Source organism: Vibrio sp. ED002 (assembly GCF_023277445.1).
GTDB lineage: Bacteria > Pseudomonadota > Gammaproteobacteria > Enterobacterales > Vibrionaceae > Vibrio > Vibrio jasicida.
This window is the reverse complement of the sequence record NZ_CP080239.1, coordinates 1,164,127-1,186,183: the sequence shown is the minus strand read 5'-3', so window position 1 is coordinate 1,186,183 and position 22,057 is coordinate 1,164,127. Positions and strand designations below refer to the sequence as shown.

At 46.7% G+C, this 22,057-nt stretch carries 19 protein-coding genes; 10 read left to right on the top strand and 9 right to left on the bottom strand.

Annotation, left to right across the window (positions count from 1 at the left end):
- The first annotated feature begins 12 nt into the window (after nt 1-12).
- The 4 genes from ITG12_RS21935 to ITG12_RS21920 all read left to right on the top strand — a co-directional run bounded on the left by ITG12_RS21935 (nt 13) and on the right by ITG12_RS21920 (nt 4,955).
- A complete protein-coding gene (locus ITG12_RS21935) occupies nt 13-642 on the top strand; it encodes a bifunctional 4-hydroxy-2-oxoglutarate aldolase/2-dehydro-3-deoxy-phosphogluconate aldolase (protein WP_248873988.1) in 630 nt (209 codons plus the stop codon).
- 356 nt (nt 643-998) lie between these two features.
- Complete coding sequence (locus ITG12_RS21930; protein WP_248873987.1) at nt 999-3,452, top strand: beta-N-acetylhexosaminidase; 2,454 nt, start codon at nt 999-1,001, stop codon at nt 3,450-3,452.
- A gap of 79 nt (nt 3,453-3,531) precedes the next feature.
- Nucleotides 3,532-4,578 (top strand): lactonase family protein, encoded by a 1,047-nt coding sequence (locus ITG12_RS21925; RefSeq protein ID WP_248873986.1) that lies wholly within the window; start codon nt 3,532-3,534, stop codon nt 4,576-4,578.
- A 14-nt stretch (nt 4,579-4,592) separates the two neighbouring features.
- On the top strand, nt 4,593-4,955 hold the full coding sequence (locus tag ITG12_RS21920) for a RidA family protein (RefSeq protein WP_248873985.1): 363 nt from the start codon (nt 4,593-4,595) through the stop codon (nt 4,953-4,955).
- A 116-nt stretch (nt 4,956-5,071) separates the two neighbouring features.
- Here ITG12_RS21920 and ITG12_RS21915 read toward each other — a convergent pair whose 3' ends face one another.
- Nucleotides 5,072-5,863, bottom strand: a complete 792-nt coding sequence (locus ITG12_RS21915) for a PhzF family phenazine biosynthesis protein (RefSeq protein WP_248873984.1) — start codon at nt 5,861-5,863, stop codon at nt 5,072-5,074.
- Nucleotides 5,864-6,331: 468 nt separating this feature from the next.
- Between ITG12_RS21915 and ITG12_RS21910 the strand changes: the two genes are divergently transcribed.
- Both ITG12_RS21910 and ITG12_RS21905 read left to right on the top strand, forming a co-directional pair.
- On the top strand, nt 6,332-6,865 hold the full coding sequence (locus tag ITG12_RS21910; RefSeq protein WP_248873983.1) for a YbhB/YbcL family Raf kinase inhibitor-like protein: 534 nt from the start codon (nt 6,332-6,334) through the stop codon (nt 6,863-6,865).
- A 37-nt stretch (nt 6,866-6,902) separates the two neighbouring features.
- Nucleotides 6,903-7,685 (top strand): helix-turn-helix transcriptional regulator, encoded by a 783-nt coding sequence (locus ITG12_RS21905; protein ID WP_248873982.1) that lies wholly within the window; start codon nt 6,903-6,905, stop codon nt 7,683-7,685.
- Between the two features lie 16 nt (nt 7,686-7,701).
- Here the strand turns inward: ITG12_RS21905 and ITG12_RS21900 are convergent, their stop codons facing one another.
- From ITG12_RS21900 to ITG12_RS27735, 4 genes are all read right to left on the bottom strand, one after another.
- Nucleotides 7,702-7,920: a hypothetical protein gene (locus ITG12_RS21900; RefSeq protein WP_038875496.1), complete on the bottom strand. Its 219-nt coding sequence runs from the start codon at nt 7,918-7,920 to the stop codon at nt 7,702-7,704.
- Between the two features lie 154 nt (nt 7,921-8,074).
- On the bottom strand, nt 8,075-9,130 hold the full coding sequence (gene arsB / locus ITG12_RS21895; RefSeq protein WP_038875493.1) for an ACR3 family arsenite efflux transporter: 1,056 nt from the start codon (nt 9,128-9,130) through the stop codon (nt 8,075-8,077).
- A gap of 86 nt (nt 9,131-9,216) precedes the next feature.
- Entirely contained in the window at nt 9,217-9,558 is a 342-nt protein-coding gene (locus ITG12_RS21890; protein ID WP_009706198.1) for a winged helix-turn-helix domain-containing protein, read from the bottom strand.
- A gap of 228 nt (nt 9,559-9,786) precedes the next feature.
- Nucleotides 9,787-9,918: a hypothetical protein gene (locus ITG12_RS27735; RefSeq protein ID WP_009706196.1), complete on the bottom strand. Its 132-nt coding sequence runs from the start codon at nt 9,916-9,918 to the stop codon at nt 9,787-9,789.
- Between the two features lie 227 nt (nt 9,919-10,145).
- Between ITG12_RS27735 and ITG12_RS21885 the strand changes: the two genes are divergently transcribed.
- Nucleotides 10,146-11,918, top strand: coding sequence for an SgrR family transcriptional regulator (locus tag ITG12_RS21885; protein WP_038875490.1), 1,773 nt, complete (start codon nt 10,146-10,148; stop codon nt 11,916-11,918).
- 9 nt (nt 11,919-11,927) lie between these two features.
- Here the strand turns inward: ITG12_RS21885 and ITG12_RS21880 are convergent, their stop codons facing one another.
- Nucleotides 11,928-12,803 carry a LysR family transcriptional regulator gene (locus tag ITG12_RS21880; protein ID WP_038875487.1) on the bottom strand — a complete coding sequence of 292 codons (876 nt, stop codon included), beginning with the start codon at nt 12,801-12,803 and terminating at the stop codon, nt 11,928-11,930.
- Between the two features lie 128 nt (nt 12,804-12,931).
- Between ITG12_RS21880 and ITG12_RS21875 the strand changes: the two genes are divergently transcribed.
- Both ITG12_RS21875 and ITG12_RS21870 read left to right on the top strand, forming a co-directional pair.
- Entirely contained in the window at nt 12,932-13,900 is a 969-nt protein-coding gene (locus ITG12_RS21875) for an aldo/keto reductase (protein ID WP_038875484.1), read from the top strand.
- 9 nt (nt 13,901-13,909) lie between these two features.
- On the top strand, nt 13,910-14,296 hold the full coding sequence (locus ITG12_RS21870) for a heme-binding protein (protein WP_038875481.1): 387 nt from the start codon (nt 13,910-13,912) through the stop codon (nt 14,294-14,296).
- A gap of 237 nt (nt 14,297-14,533) precedes the next feature.
- Here the strand turns inward: ITG12_RS21870 and manA are convergent, their stop codons facing one another.
- The 3 genes from manA to mngA all read right to left on the bottom strand — a co-directional run bounded on the left by manA (nt 14,534) and on the right by mngA (nt 20,588).
- A complete protein-coding gene (gene manA, locus ITG12_RS21865; protein ID WP_038875478.1) occupies nt 14,534-15,727 on the bottom strand; it encodes a mannose-6-phosphate isomerase, class I in 1,194 nt (397 codons plus the stop codon).
- A gap of 115 nt (nt 15,728-15,842) precedes the next feature.
- Nucleotides 15,843-18,497, bottom strand: coding sequence for a mannosylglycerate hydrolase (gene mngB, locus ITG12_RS21860; RefSeq protein WP_038875475.1), 2,655 nt, complete (start codon nt 18,495-18,497; stop codon nt 15,843-15,845).
- Nucleotides 18,498-18,653: 156 nt separating this feature from the next.
- Entirely contained in the window at nt 18,654-20,588 is a 1,935-nt protein-coding gene (mngA, locus tag ITG12_RS21855; protein ID WP_038875518.1) for a PTS 2-O-a-mannosyl-D-glycerate transporter subunit IIABC, read from the bottom strand.
- A 313-nt stretch (nt 20,589-20,901) separates the two neighbouring features.
- Between mngA and ITG12_RS21850 the strand changes: the two genes are divergently transcribed.
- Complete coding sequence (locus ITG12_RS21850) at nt 20,902-21,621, top strand: GntR family transcriptional regulator (protein ID WP_020194774.1); 720 nt, start codon at nt 20,902-20,904, stop codon at nt 21,619-21,621.
- Nucleotides 21,622-22,057 lie beyond the last annotated feature (436 nt).

Sequence of the window (22,057 nt, the reverse complement as noted above, 5' to 3'; positions counted from 1 at the left end):
CGAGAACGTATTATGTCCCAAGCAATGATTAAGCAACTTCAGCAATTCAAAGTTATTCCAGTTATTCAAATCAACAAGGTTGAGCACGCGATCCCACTGGCGAAAGTGTTAGTAGAAAACAGTCTGCCAGTCGCAGAAGTGACGTTTCGAACAGAAGCCGCTGCCGATGCGATTAAAGCCATGCGCGATGCCTACCCGCAAATGTGCATCGGTGCTGGCACGGTACTGACGCCAGAGCAGATTACCCAAGCGAAAGACGCGGGTGCAGAGTTTATTGTCGCGCCGGGTTTGAACCCCAATACCGTGCGTCGCTGTCAAGAAATCAACATGCCAATCGTACCGGGTGTGAATAACCCAAGCCAGGTTGAACAAGCACTTGAGCTGGGTTTGAACTTCCTCAAATTCTTCCCGGCAGAAGCGAGCGGCGGTATCGCGATGGTGAAGTCACTACTTGCACCTTATGTTGATGTGAGTCTGATGCCGACAGGCGGTATCGGTAAAAGCAACGTCAATGATTACCTAGCTATCGACCGTGTGGTTTGTTGCGGTGGTACTTGGATGGTGGCACCGAGCTTAATTGAAAACGAACAGTGGGACGAAATTGGTAAGCTGGTTCGTGAAGCAGTAGAGCTGGTTGCGTAACTCAAACAGAGCTCTTTTACCCAAGTCACCAGACCCCATGAAATAGCGTGACTTGGGTTGAATAATTATAGGGTCTGTTGAACTTTCGAGCTGATTTTTGCAGCGAATTGTTGGATATTTATACAAGGCAGAGACTTTGCTATGTAGCTAGCCTACATGAGAAGTCGATAACGCAGTAGAAATGACCAACAAACGCTGCCCAAAGGGTTCGGCTAAAATCGTTTTATGCTTTGTTAAGGAGTATTTGCTTAGAATGACTAGGCGGCACACTCCTTGCCGCGCCTAAAACGATTTTATCTCGAACAAAATTTAACCGCGAAAGATCAACAGACCCTAGTAACAATAGGATGGCGCGGATGAACAAAGGTACATTAGCACTACTCATTTCAGGCTTAAGCACAATTCCAACGGCAGCGATGGCGATGACTCCCAACACCGATCTTAACCTAATGCCTTACCCACAAAATGTAGAGTTGGGGCAGGGTAAAATCACACTGGATAAATCCTTCAGCATTTACATCAAAGGCTACGATTCCCCGCGCGTGCAGTTCAATGCTAAGCGCACCATGGATCGTCTATATCGCCAAACCGGCTTACCAATGTTGAACTGGCATGCTGAGTCGGAAAAAGACGCGACCTTGGTGATTGATATTCGTAATGCGCCCAAGTCCGAGGTGCAAGACATTAACAGTGATGAATCATACCAACTTGAATCGCGTAATGGTCAGATCATCATTCGCTCCGAACGCCCTTACGGTGCTTTCCATGGTTTAGAAACATTCTTGCAGTTGGTGACTACGGACGCGACTGGCTACTTTGTGCCTGCGGTGTCGATTCAAGATGAGCCACGTTTTCCTTGGCGCGGTGTTTCTTACGATACATCCCGTCATTTTATCGAACTCGCTGTGATTCTTCGTCAACTCGATGCGATGGCATCAGCAAAAATGAACGTCTTCCATTGGCATATTTGGGATGACCAAGCGATTCGTATCCAGCTCAATAACTACCAAAAGCTTTGGCAAGACACCGCAGATGGTGATTACTACACCAAAGATGAAATCCGCCATGTGGTGAATTACGCGCGCAACCTTGGCATTCGAGTTATCCCTGAAATTTCTTTGCCGGGACATGCTTCGGCAGTGGCGCACGCTTACCCTGAATTAATGTCTGGTATGGGTGAGCAATCTTATCCGCACCAACGTGGCTGGGGTGTGTTTGAGCCGTTAATGGACCCGACCAATCCTGAACTCTACAAGATGCTGGCGAGCGTGTTTGACGAAGTGGTTGAGCTCTTCCCAGATGAGTACTTCCATATCGGCGGGGATGAACCAAATTACCAACAGTGGAAAGACAACCCGAAGATTCAGCAATTCATCAAAGACAACAATCTGGATGGAGAGCGTGGTCTGCAATCGTATCTGAACACCAAGGTTGAACAGATGCTGGAAGCACGTGGCAAGAAGATGACAGGTTGGGATGAAATCTGGCACAAAGACCTTCCAACCTCGATTGTGATTCAAAGTTGGCAAGGGCACGACAGTATCGGTAGAGCAGCAAAAGAGGGCTACCAAGGTATTCTCTCAACAGGCTATTACCTAGACCAGCCACAACCAACCAGTTACCACTACCGCAATGATCCAATGCCGAAAGGAATCACGGTTGATGATCAACTTCATCAAGGTGAGAAATTCGCGACTTATGACTGGGTGAAACCACGCAACAAAGGTGGTCCACGTACAGGTAATCTAACCATTATAGAAGCGACAGATGGCAGCTACCGTGCGTTTACCGATTACAACGGTAAGTCCCGCGAAGAGGTGTTCATCATCGAGTACGTGCCAGGTGTGAAGTTTAAAGGGCATTTCGATAACTTTATGTCTTACACCGAATTCAACTATGACTTTGCAGACGGCAAGTTGAAAGACACCAGTTACCAATTGATTGGCAATGTTCGTTGGCCTGCGACTGGAGAATTGGTCGCGAGCAGCGACATGGCAGGGAGTGTCATTCCTAAGCCGAATGGCGGCTATCCGGCTGAACTGACCGAGAAAGAACAACAGTTAATTTTAGGTGGAGAAATCACCATCTGGGGTGAGAACCTCGATTCAATGACCATCGAGCAACGCTTATGGCCTAGAAGCTACGCGATTGCTGAGCGTCTATGGTCGAGTCAGGAGCTGACCGATGAGCACAGCATGTACAAACGCATGAAGGTGATGGATACATGGTCTGAGATTTCGCTTGGTCTACGCCATCACGCCGATGCCAATATGATGCTAAAACGTCTTGCTAATGGTGCGGACGAAACTCCGCTACAAACATTTGCGCAGTACATCGAACCAGCTCAATACTACGCTCGTCATTGGGAGAAATGGGTCTCTACGCCAATTGAAGGTGATTTATACAATCAGTATGAGCGATTAAACCGCTTTGCGGATGCACTGCCAGTAGAAAGCCTAGCAGTGTATGAGATGCAAGATTTGGTCGCGGCTTATGCTCAAGGTGATACAGCAGCATTGGATGCGTTGGCGATGCATTATCAAAGCGTTAAGTTAGCGGCGCAGCAAGCCAAACCTATTTTCGCGGCCAACGTGGCGTCAGTAGAAACGGTGCCAGTTGCAGAATCCGCAATCAAAGTTGCCGATTTAGGTTTAACCTTGATTGAGCTCGCCAAGCAGGGCAGTGACATTAGCCAATCTGACGCTGAAGCGCATCAACGCATCATCAATGAAAATGCGATTATTTTTGATGAAACGATTGTCGCCATCGTAGTACCAACCGAGCAGTTGCTTCACACTTTAACCGATTGATAACTAAAAGGGATTGCCGTCTGGTAACGCAGGCGGCATCTTATCGGTTAAGCACTCTTTTATCTCCTAAAGGTTTCCCATGATAGTAAATGGTCACTTACATTTTTATGTAGGCACCTATACCGATTCACCAAGCCAAAGTCAGGGCATTGTGTGTGTTTCTCTCGATACTGCTACTGGCGCATTAACGCTCACCAATGAACATGTTCCAGAAGCGGTGAAAACGGTTCGTAACCCTTCTTACCTTGCGCTCAAAGGAGAGGGTTTATATACCTTTAATGAAGTCAATCGCTTGGAAGGTGCAGAGCTGATATTTGCTGAAAAAACAGACAGGTATGGATTGCCAATTGAAGGTGATTACCCTTGTCAAATCGACATTAAAGAACCGTTACTCGCTGTTGCAAACTACGGTTCCGGCAATGTAAGTGTTTACCAACTTGATGAGCAAGGCAAGCCTTTGAAATCCATTGCAGAATTGTATGTAGAAGGCAATGGGCCGAATATTGATCGTCAAACTTCACCTCATGCGCATCAAGTCACTTTTCTAAAACACTCCGCTCAATTGGCTGTGGTCGATTTAGGCACAGACTGTGTTCATTTCTATGACTACGACAATGATGGTGAAACAGTTAAGTTTTCACTTTCTCAAAGCGTCGCTATGCCTGCTGGCTCTGGGCCTCGTCATTTGGTCTTCAATCGTGATGAATCTGTCGCGTACGTTGTTTGCGAATTGTCTGAAACGCTGGTGGTACTTCGCAAGCAAAGTGGGCAGTGGAATCTGACTGAGCAAGTTAAGCTACTAGCCGATGAAGAGAACAAAGAAGCGGCGTCTGCTATTCGTCTCTCTGCGGATGAGCGTTTTGTCTATGTCTCATGCCGTGCGCAAAATCTGATCAGCACATTTGATATAACGAGTAATACTCCGGTTCAAATTGCGGCGTCCGATTGTGGCGGCGCGTTTCCAAGAGATTTTGTTTTATCCCGTGACGGGCAGTGGATGCTCGTTGCTAATCAACATTCACATAATGTCGCTAGCTTTCACAGGAATCCGGAAACTGGCGCTATCACTCCAACCGGATATTCGTGCGACATCGGTGCGCCTGTGTGTTTGGTTGAGAATTCGTAATTAAGAGAAATAACATGACAATTCATCGTATTAATCCATGCAAGCGTTGGTCTGATGTAACGGTGTTCAACGGTATTGCCAACTTTGTTGAGGTGGCAGAAGCAGATACAACTGCGGATATGAAAGGGCAAGTGCAGCAGATTTTCGACCAAGCCGAGCAAATGCTAGCCAGTGTTGATAGCGATAGGTCGCGCATCTTATCTGTGACGATTTACGTGACGGATTTTGCTAACTTCGATGCCCTCAACGAAGTATGGGATGCGTGGTTCCCTGAGGGCTGCGCACCAAGCCGTGCTTGCGTCAAAGTTGAATTGGCGAATCCTGAACTGTTGGTAGAAATGGCTTTTGCTGCTGCTGCGGGTGAGAAGTTCCAGTAGTTCGACATCACTCTACCTAAACCATCAAGCCCAGCGTTATCCTCAAGCCCGGCGTTATATAGCTCAATAACGCCGGGCTTTGTTCTATTGGCTAATGCTAAAGACAAGCTAAAGGGCTATACAAAAATCTTACCTTTCATGTAAAGCACGCCGTCGCCAGATACTCTTACTTGTTTGCCAGTAACTTCACAATGCAAAATACCTCCGCGCTGAGAAGCTTGATATGCAACCAGTGATGTTTTGCCTAATTCTTCTGCCCAGAACGGTGCTAATCCAGCGTGAATCGAGCCGGTTACGGGGTCTTCGTCGCCACCATTTGCAGGCCAAAAGTAACGCGATACAAAGTCTTGTTGATCGCCTTTCGCAGTAACGACCACATCGTAAGGAGCGAGAGTCTTGAGATGTTCTGAACGGTATTGAACCTCAAGTACCTCCTGTTGGCTGTCGACTACCACGAAGTACGCTTGGGGGCTAAGCAGTACGCGTTCCACATCGCAACTTAAGCCTTCAATTAATGCCGAGGGAATATCAGAAACGGCTTTTGGAGGACGAGCAGGGAACGTCATTTCAATCTTACCTTGCGCATTCTTTTCTACGGTGAGCGTTCCTACTTCCAGAGTATGAAATTCAATCGTGCCACTAATGCCAAGCTCATCAAACAGCACTAACGACGAGGCTAGCGTTGCGTGCCCACAAAAGTCGATTTCAGTAATCGGAGAGAACCAACGAATCTCATATTGGTTTGCGCCAATGGATTTTAGAAAGGCCGTTTCCGATAAGTTGTTTTCTGTCGCGATATTTTGCATCAACTCTGGGGCTAGCCATTCCTCTAACGGCACCACCGCTGCAGAGTTGCCTTTGAATTGCGTATCGGTGAAGGCGTCCACCACGTAGATATCCAGTTTCATTTACGCTTCCTTGTTTGCTTTGGGCTAATGAGCATATACCCAAGTAACCTCGAGATGCTAGGTTCAGCGAGAATGACTTGGTTTGTAGACGCGGCGGCGATTTAAAGGTCTAGTGGATCTAAATCAAGAATCGACAACAAAGTATACAAGCCAAATCCCTTACTATTTACAAAGAGGTCCCTTTGGGAGCGTGTCATTGCCCCGATTGCTGCGTCAAACAACTTTGAAAGAGCTGGCTATTACGCTGCGTTGTTTTCCTTGAACTCGAGTCAATGACAGCGCTCTGAATCCTGCATCTTGAAGTCACTTGGGCAGACACCAAATAGGTCGCCAGTAAGCACGAATTTGAAAATATTACGAAAAGTATCACTAATTGGCCTAAAATGAACTCTATTGATACTTAATGATGGGTTTTTGTTTCTTTTGGGGCTTACACTGATGCCGAACTTAAGAAATAGGAGCATCATCATGAAAGTAATCACGACATCAGTACTAGCAATGAGCTTATTGGCGGTTGGTTCAGCACAAGCATTTGAGTTAACCAGTAAAGATATCCAAGAAGGTCATCCTATGGCGAAGACCTTCGAATACAACAGCTGGGGCTGTAATGGTGGCAACCAATCTCCACAATTGATGTGGAAGGATGCGCCAGCAGGAACAAAGAGCTTTGCAATCACGGCTTATGACCCTGATGCGCCTACTGGCAGTGGTTTCTGGCACTGGGTTGCGTTTAACATTCCAGCTTCAGTAAGCGAACTGCCACGCGCAGTGAACATTGAAAAATTGGACGGTAAAGAGTCGCGTATTGACTACGGAACAGTTGGTTTTGGTGGCGTTTGCCCACCAGAAGCAGACGGCATGCACCGCTACCAATTTACGGTTTGGGCATTGCCAACAGAGAAACTAAACCTAGATGAAAACACACCAGCTGCTGTGGTTGGTTTTACGCTTAACAGCATGGCACTAGACAAAGCAAAACTGACGGCGACGTACACACGTTAAGCCGTAATAGATAGATGATAAAAAACGAGGGGAATAGATGATCCATCAATATCGAGTCACGTTGTTTCGTGCCGAGCAGTTACAGAAGCTGCGTAATGTGAAGATCCATTCCCCAAGTATTATTCAGATCATCACAGGCAGTAAGCGTCTTTTCTGGAAAGAATCGGCGCTGGATCTTTCCAATTCTGAGCTGCTGCTTTGTAAGGCTTCTGCATCGCTGAGTTTTGAGAACTTACCGCAAAAAGGTAAGTTTCTCTCTAGAATGTTTAGCTTCCATTGTTTGCCGTCAGAATCAATGCTTGAACTTAGCGCGAGCATTGATAGTGGTGAGGAAAAGCCAACATTAGAATCCGATAAAGCCTTAGAAGATACGCTCAATGCTCTGTTCTCGTTTGACCAACAAACCCTGAGTAAAGAGACCCAAACCTTCTGGGTAATGGGGTTGTATCAGCAACTTGCTGAGCGTGGTGTGTTGCATCGTTTGTTTGCGAGTGCGAATACAACATTCAGCCAGAAGCTGAGCCGTTATTTGTCGTATTCCCCGGGAGAGGAACACACTTTAGAGTTGGTGGCTGAGCGTTTTGCCATGAGCCGTGCGACCATGATTCGTAAGCTCAAGCAAGAGGGTACTCAGTATCGGGAAGTGCTGGCGGAAGTGCGCTTAAATCATGCCTTGTATTTGATGCAGAATGGCCATTACAACGTCGCGCTGTTGGCTCAGTCTTGCGGCTATCAATCCGAGGGGCGTTTTAGCCAGCGTTTTAAAGGTAAATTCGGCCTAACACCGAGTGATTACATCAAAACGGTGGTCGTCAATTAATGTGTCCTGAATAAAACTAAGCGCGTTTTACTGAGCTTAATGTGCTCGAAGACTTAGAATCCGCAATCGCAAGATCGGACAAGAGTTGTTGCAGTAGTTCTGCTGCATGAACGTTCGCGCGCACTTTGTCGACATCGGTCAAAGTTGTGCTGTCTTCCTCTTCTAGACACTTAATCGTCTGTTGTGAAAGCTTGAGAACAGCATGCCACTTCAGTTTTTTATATTCTAAATTCATTACTCAAACTCCTATATGAATTTCTAATTTAAAACATTGTTCAAAACTTTGGGTTAGCAAATTGGATTTTGTTGATCTCATCATGCCTAGCATGGAAAACAAAAAGCGCCCGTCGCTTTAACGACGGGCGCTTTCAAGTCACTATAACCTTTGGTTATTTGTAGTATTTCTTTTTCATTTTGAGCGCGACGTTCACCAAAGCAATCAATACAGGCACTTCGATCAGTGGACCAATGACACCAGCAAAAGCTTGGTCTGAATTTAGGCCAAACACCGCGATAGAAACCGCAATTGCCAATTCAAAGTTGTTGCCTGTTGCCGTGAAAGCAATCGATGCGTTTTTGTCGTAGTCGATGCCCATTTTCTTACCAACGAAGAAGCTGACAAAGAACATCAACACAAAGTAGATAGCCAGTGGAATTGCTACACGGAATACATCCATTGGCAGTTCAAGAATCATCTCACCTTTCAAGCTGAACATCAGTACGATGGTCGCAAGCAGGGCGATAAGCGTAATTGGTGAAATGCGTGGGATGAACACGTCGTTGTACCATTGCTCACCTTTCGCAGCAACCAGCCATTTGCGGCTCAGGAAGCCCGCTAGGAATGGAATACCAAGGTAAATAAGAACGCTTTCCGCGATGTCCATCATCGAGATATCAACCACGAAACCTTCGTAACCAAAGACTGGTGGCAATACAGTGATGAACAACCATGCCATCACACTGTAAGTCACGATTTGGAAAGCGCTGTTTAGTGCAACTAGGGCTGCGCCGTATTCTTTGTTACCGCCACCGATATCGTTCCATACCAATACCATCGCAATACAACGAGCAAGACCGATCAGAATGATACCAACCATGTAACCCGGATGATCACCTAGGAAAGTCAATGCAAGGATGAACATCAAAATAGGGCCGACAATCCAGTTCATGACCAAAGACAGCGTGATCGCTTTTCTGTCTTTAGTGACGGTACCTAATAGGTTGTAATTTACTTTTGCCAGAGGCGGGTACATCATTAAAATCAAACCAATCGCTAGTGGGATGTTTGTGCTGCCCACTGACATTGATTCATTCCATTCAGCAACCTGCGGAAAAGCAGCGCCAATACCTACACCGATTGCCATTGCAACAAAAATCCACACCGTTAGGTAACGGTCCAAGAAGCTCATTTTGTCGCTGGCACTATTTAAAACTTGAGTAGTCATAGTGGTCTCTTTATTCGTTTATCGTCGAAAGGCGATAGTTAAAGGTATAGTTTATCTCTGCACGCCTGACCAGCGTGCAAAGGGAATTAATCAAATAACTTGGAAAATCCTAGATTGAACTGATCAAACGCGTCGCGTTGAATGCGGTAACACACCTTAGGTGGGTTTGGCTCGGCGCTGATAAAGCCAGCTTGCTTTAGAATACGCAAGTGCTCGGAAACAGTAGATTGCGCAAGACCCAGTTCAGAAACCAAATCACTGTTCAAACAACCGCCCATGGTATCGAGCGTGTGCAGGATATGCAGAATGCGCAAACGTGCTGGATGTGACAAAGCTTTTGCTTGTGCTGCTAGAGTTTGTTCTTTCTCGAGCTGTTGTTGTGTTGTCTGAAAAACAACTTCGCACGTGTCGTTGCACTTATCACTCATTCGCTGGCCTTAATAGTTAATCGTCGAATTGCGATAAATTTTACGCCTGAAGAGCTAAGGATGCAACTACAGAATCGAAACTAAGTAAAAACGCAAGGCAAGTATGAATAATTTGCGGGGTTTAATTGCAAAGCTAGGTCATTGGCTTGAGGAAAAAGAAAAGCAGAACTTAAAGATACAACGAAGTGGGGGTGTAGTATCAGGAGCTAAGTTCTGCTTAAGGTTCGTTTACCAGTTGAAGAAATCGTTCATTGTTACCAGAGCCATTACCTCAAGCTTGTTGTCTGAATGCGCAACGCGCTCTCGGAAATAGGTTGCCATTGTAGGCATGTCTTTTGCTGATCGAATTTGGAATCGCATAGTGTTTCCTCCTTGTTGCTGACAGGGTCAGTATGCGAAGAAAAGAGGAGCTGAAAAAGAGAGTAGATTTCTGTGGTTTATTCCTAGTTAGCCCCAGAAGGTGCGCTAACTCACCGATTTTTGCATTAGTGAGGGTAAAAAGGGGAACAAAGTGTTTGGAAGTTTTCTTATTTTCTCTCGAATAAGTTGAGTAAAATAAACCTATATCCACTTTTTGAGGGCGCGCGGTGTCTGATCTCAACTTGTTCCGCTACTACCAACGACTCACACCATTTGGCGTGGGAAGTGAAGCCAAAACCACATTGCAGGAAGTCGCTGACTTGCTGTTCACTTCTCCTCGCCATGCACGCAGCTTACTGTCGCAAATGCAGGAGCAAGCATGGTTGAGTTGGCTACCAAAGGCGGGACGAAATCAACGTTCAACGTTATTGCTGAACATCGAGTTGAGTGCATTAAAAGAAAGCCTCGCACTGGAGCGAATCAAGCTGGGTAAATACGAAAAAGCGTTGGCGATTCTCGATGAAGATGAAGCGGCATTTGGACGTTTGCTCAAAACGACTTCGGGGGCATCTGTTCAAGAAGGTCGACTCAACATTCAGCTTACCTACAAACGTGTGTTTGAGCGTATTGTTCCTCATCAACTGCATCGCAGCAGTGAGCGCTTCTTCTTGCGTCAAATCTACTGTTGTTTGGTATCGAGTGACTACAACGGAGTGGTGAAGCCAGAGCTTGCTCATCATTGGCGTTATGACGAGAAAAGCTACGAATGGACCTTTTACCTGCGCCCGGGCTTAACCTTTCACAATGGTGCACCGATTGATGCCGATACCGTTGTTAGCCTGTTTGCCAAACTCAGTTCTCTTGAGTTGTATGAGAAAGAGTTAGCTCATGTCGATAACATTACCGCGCCAAATCCACTCAAGGTTGTGTTTACCCTCAGCAAGCCAGATTTGGGTTTTGCTGGGCTTATTTCTGGCGTGAAGTACGGCATCCAACCCGTTAGCCAAGTGAACGTCGCCAATAACAATTTGGTCGTTGGCAGTGGTCCTTTCTCTGTGATTGAACACAGTGCTCATCGATTAAAACTGCAAGCTTTTGATGGCTATTACGCCTGTCGAGTACTGACCGACATGGTGACAATCTGGATCGTCAATGATGAGAAAATGGAGAACCCATCCCTAGCCGCAAATATACCGCCGAAACAGATCGAGAAAGCGGACGACGAGCTTGCCGACAGCATGTGCGGGCACTACATGTCGACACAAGATGCCGAGCCTGCCCCGGCGAGTCAGCACAGTCGCACCGAGGACGGCTGCTTGTTCGCCTTGTTTAATCAACATGCCAAGTATCCTCTGTCTCAAGCGCAGCGTCGTTATATCGCCGAGTTGATTCAACCGGAGCGACTTGCCGATGTGATGCGCAAAGAAAAGATCGTGTTTGGCAGCGTACCTGCTTACAACATGTTGCCAACGTGGAAGCCCGTACTAAGACCGTTTGGTGAAGAAAGCAAACTGCCTAAACATATCACCATCGCGGGGTACAACTACACGGCATTGAGACGATGTGCGCGTGCAATTGCTAACCTACTTGAAGGGACAGGAAGCAAAGTCGGCATTGTGATGTATTCCTACCGAGAGCTAAGCGAAAAAGCCAAAAACGGCACGCTAGATGAAACCTTGGTGGTGACGAACATCAACTTGGATGACAACCGCCATGCATCGGCGTTTACCAACTTTTTTAGCAATACCGTGTTGCACCACACCTTGGGTGAAGAGAATGCGACTTGGTTGGATGAGCAACTAGAGAAAGTGCGCGCGTATACCTCGCTAGAAGGTTACCTCAGAGCGCTTGAACCTATTGCTTCCACACTCGTCAGCGAATACTGGATTGCACCTATGTTCCACCATACGCAAACTTTGCGCTTCCAAGGTGTGTTAGAAGACGTGGCTTTAACCAACTGGGGTTGGCCAGATATTCGCTCGGTGTGGTCAGCGGATTAACTGCCTTAGTTATTTAGCAAAGTGCTGCTTCACGAATTCAATGAAGGCTTTGGTTTTCGCCGATTGATAGATGAGTTGCGGATACACCAAGTAAACCGCGTTGTGCTGGTGGTCAGTTTCTTCAGATAGAACCTGCACTAGTCGGCCATTTTCAACGTCTTGCTCGACAAAGTAACTTGCTAATCGAGCGATGCCATTGCCAGACAGAGCTGATTCTTTGAGTAAGCGGTTTTCATTGCTAGAAAGCCAACCTTGGGTTTGAACCGTTCCCGTTCTTAAAGGCCATTCTTTTTGATGCAATGTGGTTAAGCATTGATGCTGTTTTAAATCCGCTAACGTCTCCGGCGTGCCTTTTTCTCGCAGATACTCAGGAGAAGTAACCAGCCAGTGGTAGTAGTCCAAAAGGTGATGCGCAATCATATTCTCGGGCGGGGTTCTTGTCGCTCGAAACGCAAAGTCGACGCTGGTTTCCGTCAGATTAAACGCTTGATAGCTAGAAAGGATCTCGAACTCTACGTTTGGATGTAGAGCGCGAAACGCCACACATAAATCATGCAGTACCGCTTCAGCAAACATCTTGGGAGCGGTAAGCCGAATCAGGCCGTCTATTTGCTCAGATTGCTGACTTAGACTCTTTTCCATTTCCATTACGCGGCGTTTGAGATCTTCTGCTTGTGCAAAGATCGACTCACCCTCTGCCGTCAATCTCACGCTGCGTGTGGTTCGAACAATCAAAGGCGTGGCGAGTTCCGATTCCAATCGCTTGATTTGTTCTGACAGGTAACTTTTAGAAATGCCAAGTTGCTCCGCTGCCCTAGAAAAGTTGAGTGTTTGAGCCACTTCGGCAAACAGCATCAGTTTTTCAATTCTTTTGTAATCTGTCATCTCGATTGTTCGCTAACGAGGATAATGAATTCGATTTTACGGTATTAAACTAATTTTTACGAACGGTAAGATGGTTCGAGTTAATTTCAGAAATTGAAAATGCAGAAATCGGAAAAGTGAGAACAACGATGAACAATCCAACACTACCGCTCGCCAAAACCTTACCTAACGTTAGCCGCTTGGTCTTCGGCTGCATGGGGCTTGGAGGGGAGTGGAATCGCAACCCATTAACCGCCCAAGATGAAAACCAAGCTTATGCCGCTGTAGAGGCAGCATTAGAGGTAGGCATTAATCTCTTTGATCATGCGGATATCTACAAATTCGGTAAGGCAGAAGAAGTATTTGGGCGCATCTTAGCCAATGACTCAACGTTACGAGAACGAATTTATCTGCAATCCAAGTGCGGCATCCGTCTAGGAGATGAGCAAGGTGTTAAGCAGTATGACTTCTCTGCTAAATGGGTGACGGCTTCTGTTGAGGGCATTCTTGAGCGCCTTGGCGTGGAGAATCTTGATGTTTTGATGCTGCATCGTCCTGATCCTTTGGTTGAGTTTGAAGAACTTGGCACAGCGTTACAAGCCCTGAAACAAGCTGGCAAAGTTAACCACTTCGGTGTCTCTAATATGAACAGTGCTCAAATTGATCTTCTCCAACAAGCAACGGGCGAAGTTATTGTGGCAAACCAGTTAGAAATGAGTCTGGCTAAGTCTGACTTCATCAAGCAAGGCATGGGGCTTCCTTCGTCGGCATCTGATTACGTTGCAGGAACACTGGAACATGCCCGTAAGCACAATATCCAACTGCAAGCGTGGGGCAGTATGGCGCAGGGAAGATTCTCAGAGCGTGGCTTACATTCTGATGATCACAACACCAGACAGACGGCGGAGATGGTGATGGCGCTAGCAGCTGAATATGGCGTGTCGTCCGAGGCGATTGTTTTAGCCTTCTTGACGCGTCATCCAAATCAAATACAGCCTGTTATTGGTACCGCAAACCCACAGCGTATTCGCGCTTGTGCTCAAGTAGAGAACGTCACGCTATCACGCAGCCATTGGTATGGATTGTTCGAGAAAACCCTTGGCCATGAGATTCCTTAGGAGAGAAAAATGAAATACGTACAAGTTCAAACTCTGATTCAAACGGCATTGGAAATTGCTGCTGCTCGTAAGCAAAACATTGCGGTTGCCGTGGTTGATACGCATGGCGAATTGCTCGGTTTTGCCCGAATGGATGATGTGAGCGTGCAAGCAGGTTTGTTGGCACAAAACAAAGCCTACACCTCGGCTAGAGACCGTCAGCATAGTGGCAATTTGGGCGCTTGGGCTCGTGAAACAGGTAAGCAGTTGAGTTATTGGACTGACCCAAAGATCACGGGCTTTATGGGCGGAGTACCAGTAGAACAAGAAGGGAAAGTCGTCGGTGCAATTGGTATCAGTGGTTTAGCAGAGCAAGACGATGAAGCGCTTGCGATGGAAGTATTAAAAGCGCTGTAAACAAAAAATCCCACCAATGCTCTTCGCTAGACATTGGTGGGGATGGTCAAAATGATGGAGTTGACCACGAATATCAACGGTAAATGCCTGCTCGCCTTCGAAAAGCGTCATCGAAGTGGAGCGTGACAAGGTGGTTATTGCTGACCACTGACAAAATCAGCGCAAACCTAGGTTAGGAGCGTGCTTACTGGATAACAGAAAGCCGCTATCCAATAAGCTGTCAGTTCATTTTGCCAATCAGTTAAAGGCGCGAGCAAAGGTTCCGTGACCTTGGCAAACGTACTTTACTGAGTTGCTGCAGACGAATACCGATTCACCCGCTTTCAAAGTGATGTGATCGTCTTGGCTAGAAACCGAGATTTCCCCTTCGGTACAAAACAAAATCTCTGCGCTGCGCACGAATTGAGTGGTTGCTGTACCTTCAACGACCATCACTTCAAAACCGAAATCATCCACCGGAATAGGGTAACTAAGCTTGCCTTGTTTATGTACTGGCGCGAGCTTTATCTGCTCTGGGTCAATTGCATTGAAGATGGTGTTGTCGATAAGCTCAGGAACGTCGATGTACTTAGGTGTTAAGCCAGCGCGCAACACGTTGTCTGAGTTCGCCATGATCTCCAAACCTGTCCCTTGAACGTATGCGTGTGGCGTTTCAGCATGGAGGAACATCGCTTCGCCCGGAGCCAGTTCAATCGTGTTCAACATCAATGGCGAAAACAGACCAATATCGTCCGCGTAATGCTGACGGAAGTCTTGAATATAGCCATAAGCTTCTCGTGCCATAGTGGTTTTTGCAGGGCGCTCTAGGCTTGCGTAAAGCTCATTCAAAGCCTGCTGTTTGCGCTCGTCTTCTAACGACATAATTGCAGAGAAGAACACTTTAAGACCTTCACTGTTTGGTGTGGCTTTCAGTGCGTTGATTTCTGTCTCTAGAGTAGAGATGTTCGCTTGCTCAAACAGAGATAAGATCTGTTCAATTGGGCGGAAGCCGTTCATCGCTTTGTAAAATGTCAGCGCGTAAACCAGCTCCGGTTTATGGTTTGGATCTTTGTAGTTACGGTTTGCAGCATTAAGCGGGATACCTTGTTCGTTTTCACGAGCAAAGCCAATTTCCGCTTTGTGCTTACTAGGGTGTACTTGGATAGACAGCGGTGTTTCAGCGGCAAGTACTTTAAATAGGAACGGCAGCTCACCAAAACGTGCAGCAGTGTAATCACCCAGCGATTGCGTTTTGTTTTGGTTGATGACTTCTGACAGCAGTTGTTTGGTGTCAGCAAGTTTTGAACAGCCGTTTGGATGAGCTCCCATCCAGATTTCTGCTTGTGGTTCGTTCGCTGGATTGTCGATGCCGAATAAATCATGGATCGAGGTGTGGCTGCCCCAAGCGTAGTTTTGAATCACATTGTCCAGTTTGAATAGAGCGTGTTGCATGGCGATATTCTCTTGATTGGAACGAAAGAAGAGGAGAGGCTTGCTCCACAATTAGAGCAAGCCTGAGTCGGTTTGGACGGGTTATCTAGTTGATGACCTTATCCTGATAACCGGATTAGAACTTCACTTGGAAAGACTTAACCTGACACGGTTTCAGCGTGCCGAACGATGCTGCGTCTACCTCATTTGGTAGCACTTTCTCGTCTAGCTGTGTTTCTTTCCATGACGTTACTTCTGAAGCAAACGTCACTGTGTCGTTAATCACTTCGCTCTCTGATGGGTTGTAGACGCGCAGGATGAGTGCATCCTCGTCTTCCGCCTTCTTCAGTACGCTCAGTACCGCGCCTTCAAGCGATTTGTTTAGCAAGCTGTGCGTTAACGGTAGGTTTTGCTCGCCTACGTTCAGCTTCATCGCGTTGTAAGGGATCTTGTTGTAGCACTGGATTGGAGTCACGTTGTCACGCGCCGCTGCCATTACGTTTGCTTCGATGTGGTTGCCCGCGAAACCGAATAGTGCGAACTCACAAACGATCTTGCCGCGTACTTGTGAATCTGGCGTCGGGATCTTGATACCAGATGGACGACCCGGACGAAGCAACAACTCTTCTTTACCCAATACGCCGATACCACGCAGAAGGGTTAGGGCGAATGTGTCACGCTCTTCATTGCCTTGGCTTGAAATCACTTCAAACTCACGCAGACCGTTGCTCATTAGCGCCATACCACCTTGTGCGTTCTCAACCGCAGCAAAGTTCATTAGCTGGTAAACCGGCACTGGTGCTTCTTTCCAGCCGTCTGCTTCCCAGTTCGCCATTTCTGGATCGTTCGTTGGACGAGTGATCAAACCGAACTGGTTGTCTGCTACTACGGTTTCAGACACAAACGGCGTTGGTACTAATACGCGAACGCGGTGGTCGTCTGCTTGGTTGTCCAGCTCCATGCGAACTTCAATACGGCGTGTACCTTGCTTTAGAACCACTTGGCAGTTCACGTCTAGGTAACCGTTTTGACCTGTGCGCTCTTCACGTTGTTGTAGGTTCTCTGGCAAGTTCATGCGCAGCTTGATGGTTGCCACAGATTGGAAACCTTCGTACTTCACATTCACTTCTGCGTCGAATTCGTCTGAGTACAGCAGCCACTCTTTACGAGAAGGTGAGTAGTCGTATTCGTCGCCATCGTCAGAGCCATCTTCAATGCGCAGCGCTTGCTCGTAAAGGTGCTCTGTCTCTTTGTCGAAGATGTTCAGAGTGCCGTTTGCGTTGACGTTGATGCGGTAGAATTCGTTCTCTAGCAGGCTATTTTCATATGAGAAAGCTTTCTGCTCTGCCACTTTTTGTGTGCGTTTCTCATTCGCTTGAATGTGTAGGGTAGTGAAGCCCATCGCTGGCACAGTATGCTTGATTTGAATGTCGTATTCGATGAACGGGTCGTAGTTACCGTAGTGAACGATTTGACGGTCAATCTTACCTGGGTCGATCACGCGTTGATCTTGGATGAAGTACTCAACTGGCGTGCCGTTTTCATCAAACAGGTTGAACTGTTCTGCACGGATAGTGATGGTGGTGTTTACCACTTCTTCACGAGCATATGGCGATAGGTTGAATAGTGCTAGCTTGTCACAACCTTCGCGCGCTGGCATGTGGTCAACAATCTTACGTTTGTAGAAGTTGATCAGGTTGGTCGCCATATCGTCCGCAAGGATGTAACGGTTCAAGATCTCTGCGTGTACCTTGTCTGAACAGCAGCAGCCAATCGAGTCGTGAGCGTGGTTCTTCATGCTCTCTTTCCACATCTTCTCGATTAGACCGTGGTGGTATTCAAAGCCCAGTGTCCATGCGATAGACGCTAATGGCTCAAGAATGTTTACGATCTTGTTTTCTACTTCGGCGTGGATAAGTTTGATGTCCATACGCGTTGAAGAAATAGTACGGTGAACACGCATGTATTTACCGTCGTTGAACTCGCCTTTGATGGTATCAAGCTGAACGCGCTCGGCTTCAATACGCTCGAACACTTCTTCAAAGCGGCTCATTTTGAATTCTTTGTCTGGGTAGATTTCACGTAGCTTATCCATCACCTCGAAGATGTCTTTTTGGATAGGCATTTGGTCGTGACCGTTTGGTAGCAGGATGTCTTTGGTTACCGACGGTTTTTCTAGCACTGGGAAGTACTTATCTAGACGTGCGCGCAGACCTTCTTCGTCTTGCGGTAGGTATTTACCAATCGCGTAGCCCAGTGGCAGTACTTGCGCAGAGACTTCACTGCCATCGTTTGATTGCCACAAGAATTCGGTTTTATCTGTGCCGTGACGCTCTGAACAACCGCGCCAGAACATGGCGCGATTGATGCCAAAACCGTTGTAGATAGCTGGCAGCTGAGAGCTCATAGAGAATGAATCTGGTAGGTAACCAATCTTCATTGGCTCGCCTAGCGCTAGACAGTCGCGCAATCCGTAAAGCATGTTACGTACGATAGATTCGCCAGATACTTGCATCGTATCCGTTTGAGAGTACCAAGGACCAACAATCAGTTTGCCAGCTTGTACTAGCTCACGTACGCGCTCTTTATTTTCTGGCTTGATTGCGAAGTAATCTTCCAGAACTGCGGTTTGACCGTCTAGAACGTAGTATTTGTAGTCTGGATCGTTTTCCAGACGAGTCATGATTTCTTCCATGTTGTTCACTAGCAGAATGCGAGACTCTTCTGTAGTGAAGTACCATTCACGATCCCAGTGCATGTGAGGAGTAATATGAACGCGAGATGTAGTCATAACTTTTACCGTCTTAGGCAATAATTGCCGTTAATTTGTTTTAAATTTGATTGTTTTCTATTCGTTTTTGCGGCGTTTATGCTTGCCGACGAATATTTAGGGCGCAGAAATCCCACGCCCAAAGTTTGTGTTGAGCGAATCTATGAGTGATTCGGGTTATGGCTGAGCAGCAGCCTCAGTGACAAATTTGCCCTTTTTTACTGCGTGTGCTCGCCACATGATGAGAGTGATGGTCGAGATAGTTGCACCAATCAGCGCAGCGCCAAACCAGATTGCCGCAGCAGTGAATGCGCCCAGACCTGCATCGTGTAGTAGGAAGATTGAGAAGATACCAGCCCCCGGAGTCGATAGACCTACGCCAGCAGCACCCACCATTGCGCCTGTTACGACAGAGCCAAGTAGGAATGAGCCAATAACTCGGATTGGGTCTTCGATAGCCATTGGAATCGCACCTTCAGTGATGCCCGCTAGACCAAGTAACCAAGTCGATTTACCCGTCTCGATTTCAAAATCTTTAAACAGGCGAGGTGCAAGCATGGTTGAAGCCGTTACCGTGAAAGCTGAGACCATTTTCACCGAACCGAAGATAGCGTATGGACCGTATACACCGTTTGCCATTGCGCCCAGACAGAATGCGTAAGCGGCTTTGTTAACTGGACCACCAAGGTCGAACGATACGAATAAACCAATTACTGCACCTAGAAGTAGGGCATTGGTGCCAGACATGCCGTTTAGCCAGTCAGTCAAACCTTGGTTTAGCCAAGCAACAGGTTTACCGATAACGAACAGCATCAATGAGCCAGCAACCAAAGTACCGATAACCGGGTATAGGTAGAAGGTTAGGAAGCCGTTGAACGCAGGGTTTAAACGTACGTTTTCTTTTACCCAACGCATGACGTAACCAGCAATCAAACCACCGACAACACCACCAAGGAAGCCAGAGCCGATAAGGTTCGCTGCAATACCTGCGGCAAAGCCTGGACCAAGCGCTGGTTTATCTGCCAATGAGTAAGCGGTGTATGCCGCCAGTACAGGAACCATCAATGTACCCAGTAGACCACCACCTAGCTTGCGGTACATCCACAACCAAGAGCCTTCTTCTGCATACAAATCTTGTAGGTTGAACATTTGTGCCAATAGCACGGCAACAGCAAGTACGGTACCGCCAGCAACGATAAGAGGAACTGCGTAGGAGATACCTGATAGCAGTGCTTGTTTTAGTTCAGTTTTAAGTGGTAGCTTCTTCGGTTTGTCGTTGGTTGCAACTGCAGCGTCTGCGCTTCTACCTGCTTTGCCTGCTTCAACTGCTTCGTTAAGAATGCGCTCAGAGTGTTTGATCGGCTCAGCAACTGGCACTTCTACACGAGGAATACCGTCAAAACGCTCTAACTCTTTGATTGCCACTTCAGCTGCGAAAACGACCGCTGTTGCACTGTTGAGCTGTTCAGCAGTCAGGCGATCTTCAATACCGTTTGCGCCTTGCTTTTCAACATGCACGTTGTAACCCAGCTTCTTACCTGTCTTCTCTAGGTATTCTGCTGCCATGTAAGTGTGCGCAATACCCGCAGGGCAAGCCGTCACACAAACGATGGTTGGTGCATTTGTATCTAATTGGTCTTGTTTTTCTTCTTGCTCTGCTTGACCATCAAGCAAAGCGAAAATTTGTTCTACATTTGTAGCATTTAACACTGCTTCACGAACATCGTCATCCACTAGCGTTGTGGTCAGTTCGGTCAGCAGGTGCATGTGTGTTGAACCTGCTTCCGCATTTGGAATTGCGATTAGGAAGATCAGGTTTACGTCTTCGTCTTCATCCAGACCTTGCCACTTTAAGTCTTGTTTTAGTGTGGCTACGGCAAATGCCGCCTCTTTTACTGCATCTGTCTTACCGTGCGGTACTGCCAAGCCTTCGCCTAGCGCCGTCGGGCCTTGCTCTTCACGAGCAAACACTGCTTGTAGGTATTCTTCCTTGTTATGCAGTTTGCCTTGCTGGTCTAGCTGGTCGGCAAGTGCACGAATCGCTGCGTCACGACTTTCGAACGTCGTTTGTAGGTTTATCAGCGATGGGTTTGTAAGAGAGGTTAATTTCATAACTTTTGTCCCATTGTCACATTCGACATTGTTGTGCATTCAACAATGATGTGAATAATACCTTTTAAATACAAATGATCCGTGATCAGGATCGCAGTTGAATTAAAATATGTATTACTGTTGTATTGTTTTGGCTTGTTTTTGTATGCCGATATGCGAACAAGTGCTTGTCATGTTGACCTGAATTCGTATTATAGAGCCCATAAACCAAGTCTTTCTTGCAATGATAGTTCACTCCAGTGTGCTCGGTTCTTGAGTTGTCTCAAACAAGTTCACTTGAATGGTCATTTGTATTGTTTTTATAGAGGTAAACATGGCAAGACTGCCAATGTATCGCCAGATTGCGGATGCGATTCGCGAGAAGATCAGCGATGGCGAATACAAAGTAGGAACCGCTCTTCCTACCGAAGCTCAGTTACGCGAAGAATTTTCTTGTAGCCGAGTCACGGTTCGCCAAGCGTTAAAATTGCTGATTGAAAATGGTGAACTGGAGAGTGTGCAAGGTAGTGGTACCTATGTGAAAGAGAACAAGGTTAACTACGATATTTACCAGCAGACCAGCTTTGCAGAGAAGTGGGCGCACCTAAATGCAGTGACGCACAGTGATGTGGTCGCGTTCGAGATTACCAAAGCATCGCTCACGATGGCTGATGCGCTGAACATTAATGAAGATGACAAAGTCTTTTACGTGAAACGTGTTCGTTACCTTGATGACAACCCAATCACGGTAGAAGAAACTTGGCTGCCGACAGACATGTTCCCAGACCTCACCTACCAAGTGATGCAAGGTTCTAAGTACCACTTTATCGAGAAAGAGAAGGGCATGGTGATTGATCGCAGTGAGCAAGAAATCATCCCGGTATTGCCACCGCAAGACATTGCAGAGTTGCTAGATATTGATCCGGCCGAGCCGATCATTGAAAAGCGCACGCGTGGTTTCTTACAAGGAGATGTGGTGTTTGAATATAGCCGCAACTACTTTAAATCGACTGACTACAAGTTTACGCTGGTGGCAAAACGTCATAAGTCGTAAGCGCGATACTACGCATTTCATTTTAAACCCGCCACTCGGCGGGTTTTTTGTGTCTTTACTCTTCCGGCCTTCTGTTCGCTCTATGCTGAAACTAAGCAACGTTTCGATTTCTTTTAACAAACAAGTGTGATGATTATCCCTGTTTGAAACTCACTAGCGCCGAATTAGTGGAAAATGAAGTTTGAATTTAATCACGATAAATGGCGAGTCAAGAGTCGTAATGTGATCAAGATATATTATTGCGAATTTCTAGAAATGTTTGGATAGGTGCGGAGGTTCAAATTATGCCTATTGACATGTTGCTGAAAGAAAATTTGTTGCTAACTTTCTTCATCTATTTTTGAGCTACGTTCATTAAAACAAATTGACAGCCATTTAATTGTGATTTGTTGCACAAAAGAGGCGTGCTTGCGCGGTTCTACGACTCTTATTGATA

Coding starts and splice junctions, on each gene's coding strand:
- ITG12_RS21915 (WP_248873984.1), bottom strand. CDS start 5,863: ATGAAACTGGATATCTACGTGGTGGACGCCTTCACCGATACGCAATTC.
- ITG12_RS21850 (WP_020194774.1), top strand. CDS start 20,902: ATGGCAAGACTGCCAATGTATCGCCAGATTGCGGATGCGATTCGCGAG.
- arsB (WP_038875493.1), bottom strand. CDS start 9,130: ATGACTACTCAAGTTTTAAATAGTGCCAGCGACAAAATGAGCTTCTTG.
- manA (WP_038875478.1), bottom strand. CDS start 15,727: ATGCAACACGCTCTATTCAAACTGGACAATGTGATTCAAAACTACGCT.
- mngB (WP_038875475.1), bottom strand. CDS start 18,497: ATGACTACATCTCGCGTTCATATTACTCCTCACATGCACTGGGATCGT.
- ITG12_RS21870 (WP_038875481.1), top strand. CDS start 13,910: ATGAAATACGTACAAGTTCAAACTCTGATTCAAACGGCATTGGAAATT.
- ITG12_RS21880 (WP_038875487.1), bottom strand. CDS start 12,803: ATGACAGATTACAAAAGAATTGAAAAACTGATGCTGTTTGCCGAAGTG.
- ITG12_RS21890 (WP_009706198.1), bottom strand. CDS start 9,558: ATGAGTGATAAGTGCAACGACACGTGCGAAGTTGTTTTTCAGACAACA.
- ITG12_RS21935 (WP_248873988.1), top strand. CDS start 13: ATGTCCCAAGCAATGATTAAGCAACTTCAGCAATTCAAAGTTATTCCA.
- ITG12_RS21925 (WP_248873986.1), top strand. CDS start 3,532: ATGATAGTAAATGGTCACTTACATTTTTATGTAGGCACCTATACCGAT.
- ITG12_RS21920 (WP_248873985.1), top strand. CDS start 4,593: ATGACAATTCATCGTATTAATCCATGCAAGCGTTGGTCTGATGTAACG.
- ITG12_RS21905 (WP_248873982.1), top strand. CDS start 6,903: ATGATCCATCAATATCGAGTCACGTTGTTTCGTGCCGAGCAGTTACAG.
- ITG12_RS21930 (WP_248873987.1), top strand. CDS start 999: ATGAACAAAGGTACATTAGCACTACTCATTTCAGGCTTAAGCACAATT.
- ITG12_RS21900 (WP_038875496.1), bottom strand. CDS start 7,920: ATGAATTTAGAATATAAAAAACTGAAGTGGCATGCTGTTCTCAAGCTT.
- ITG12_RS21910 (WP_248873983.1), top strand. CDS start 6,332: ATGAAAGTAATCACGACATCAGTACTAGCAATGAGCTTATTGGCGGTT.
- ITG12_RS21875 (WP_038875484.1), top strand. CDS start 12,932: ATGAACAATCCAACACTACCGCTCGCCAAAACCTTACCTAACGTTAGC.
- ITG12_RS27735 (WP_009706196.1), bottom strand. CDS start 9,918: ATGCGATTCCAAATTCGATCAGCAAAAGACATGCCTACAATGGCAACC.
- mngA (WP_038875518.1), bottom strand. CDS start 20,588: ATGAAATTAACCTCTCTTACAAACCCATCGCTGATAAACCTACAAACG.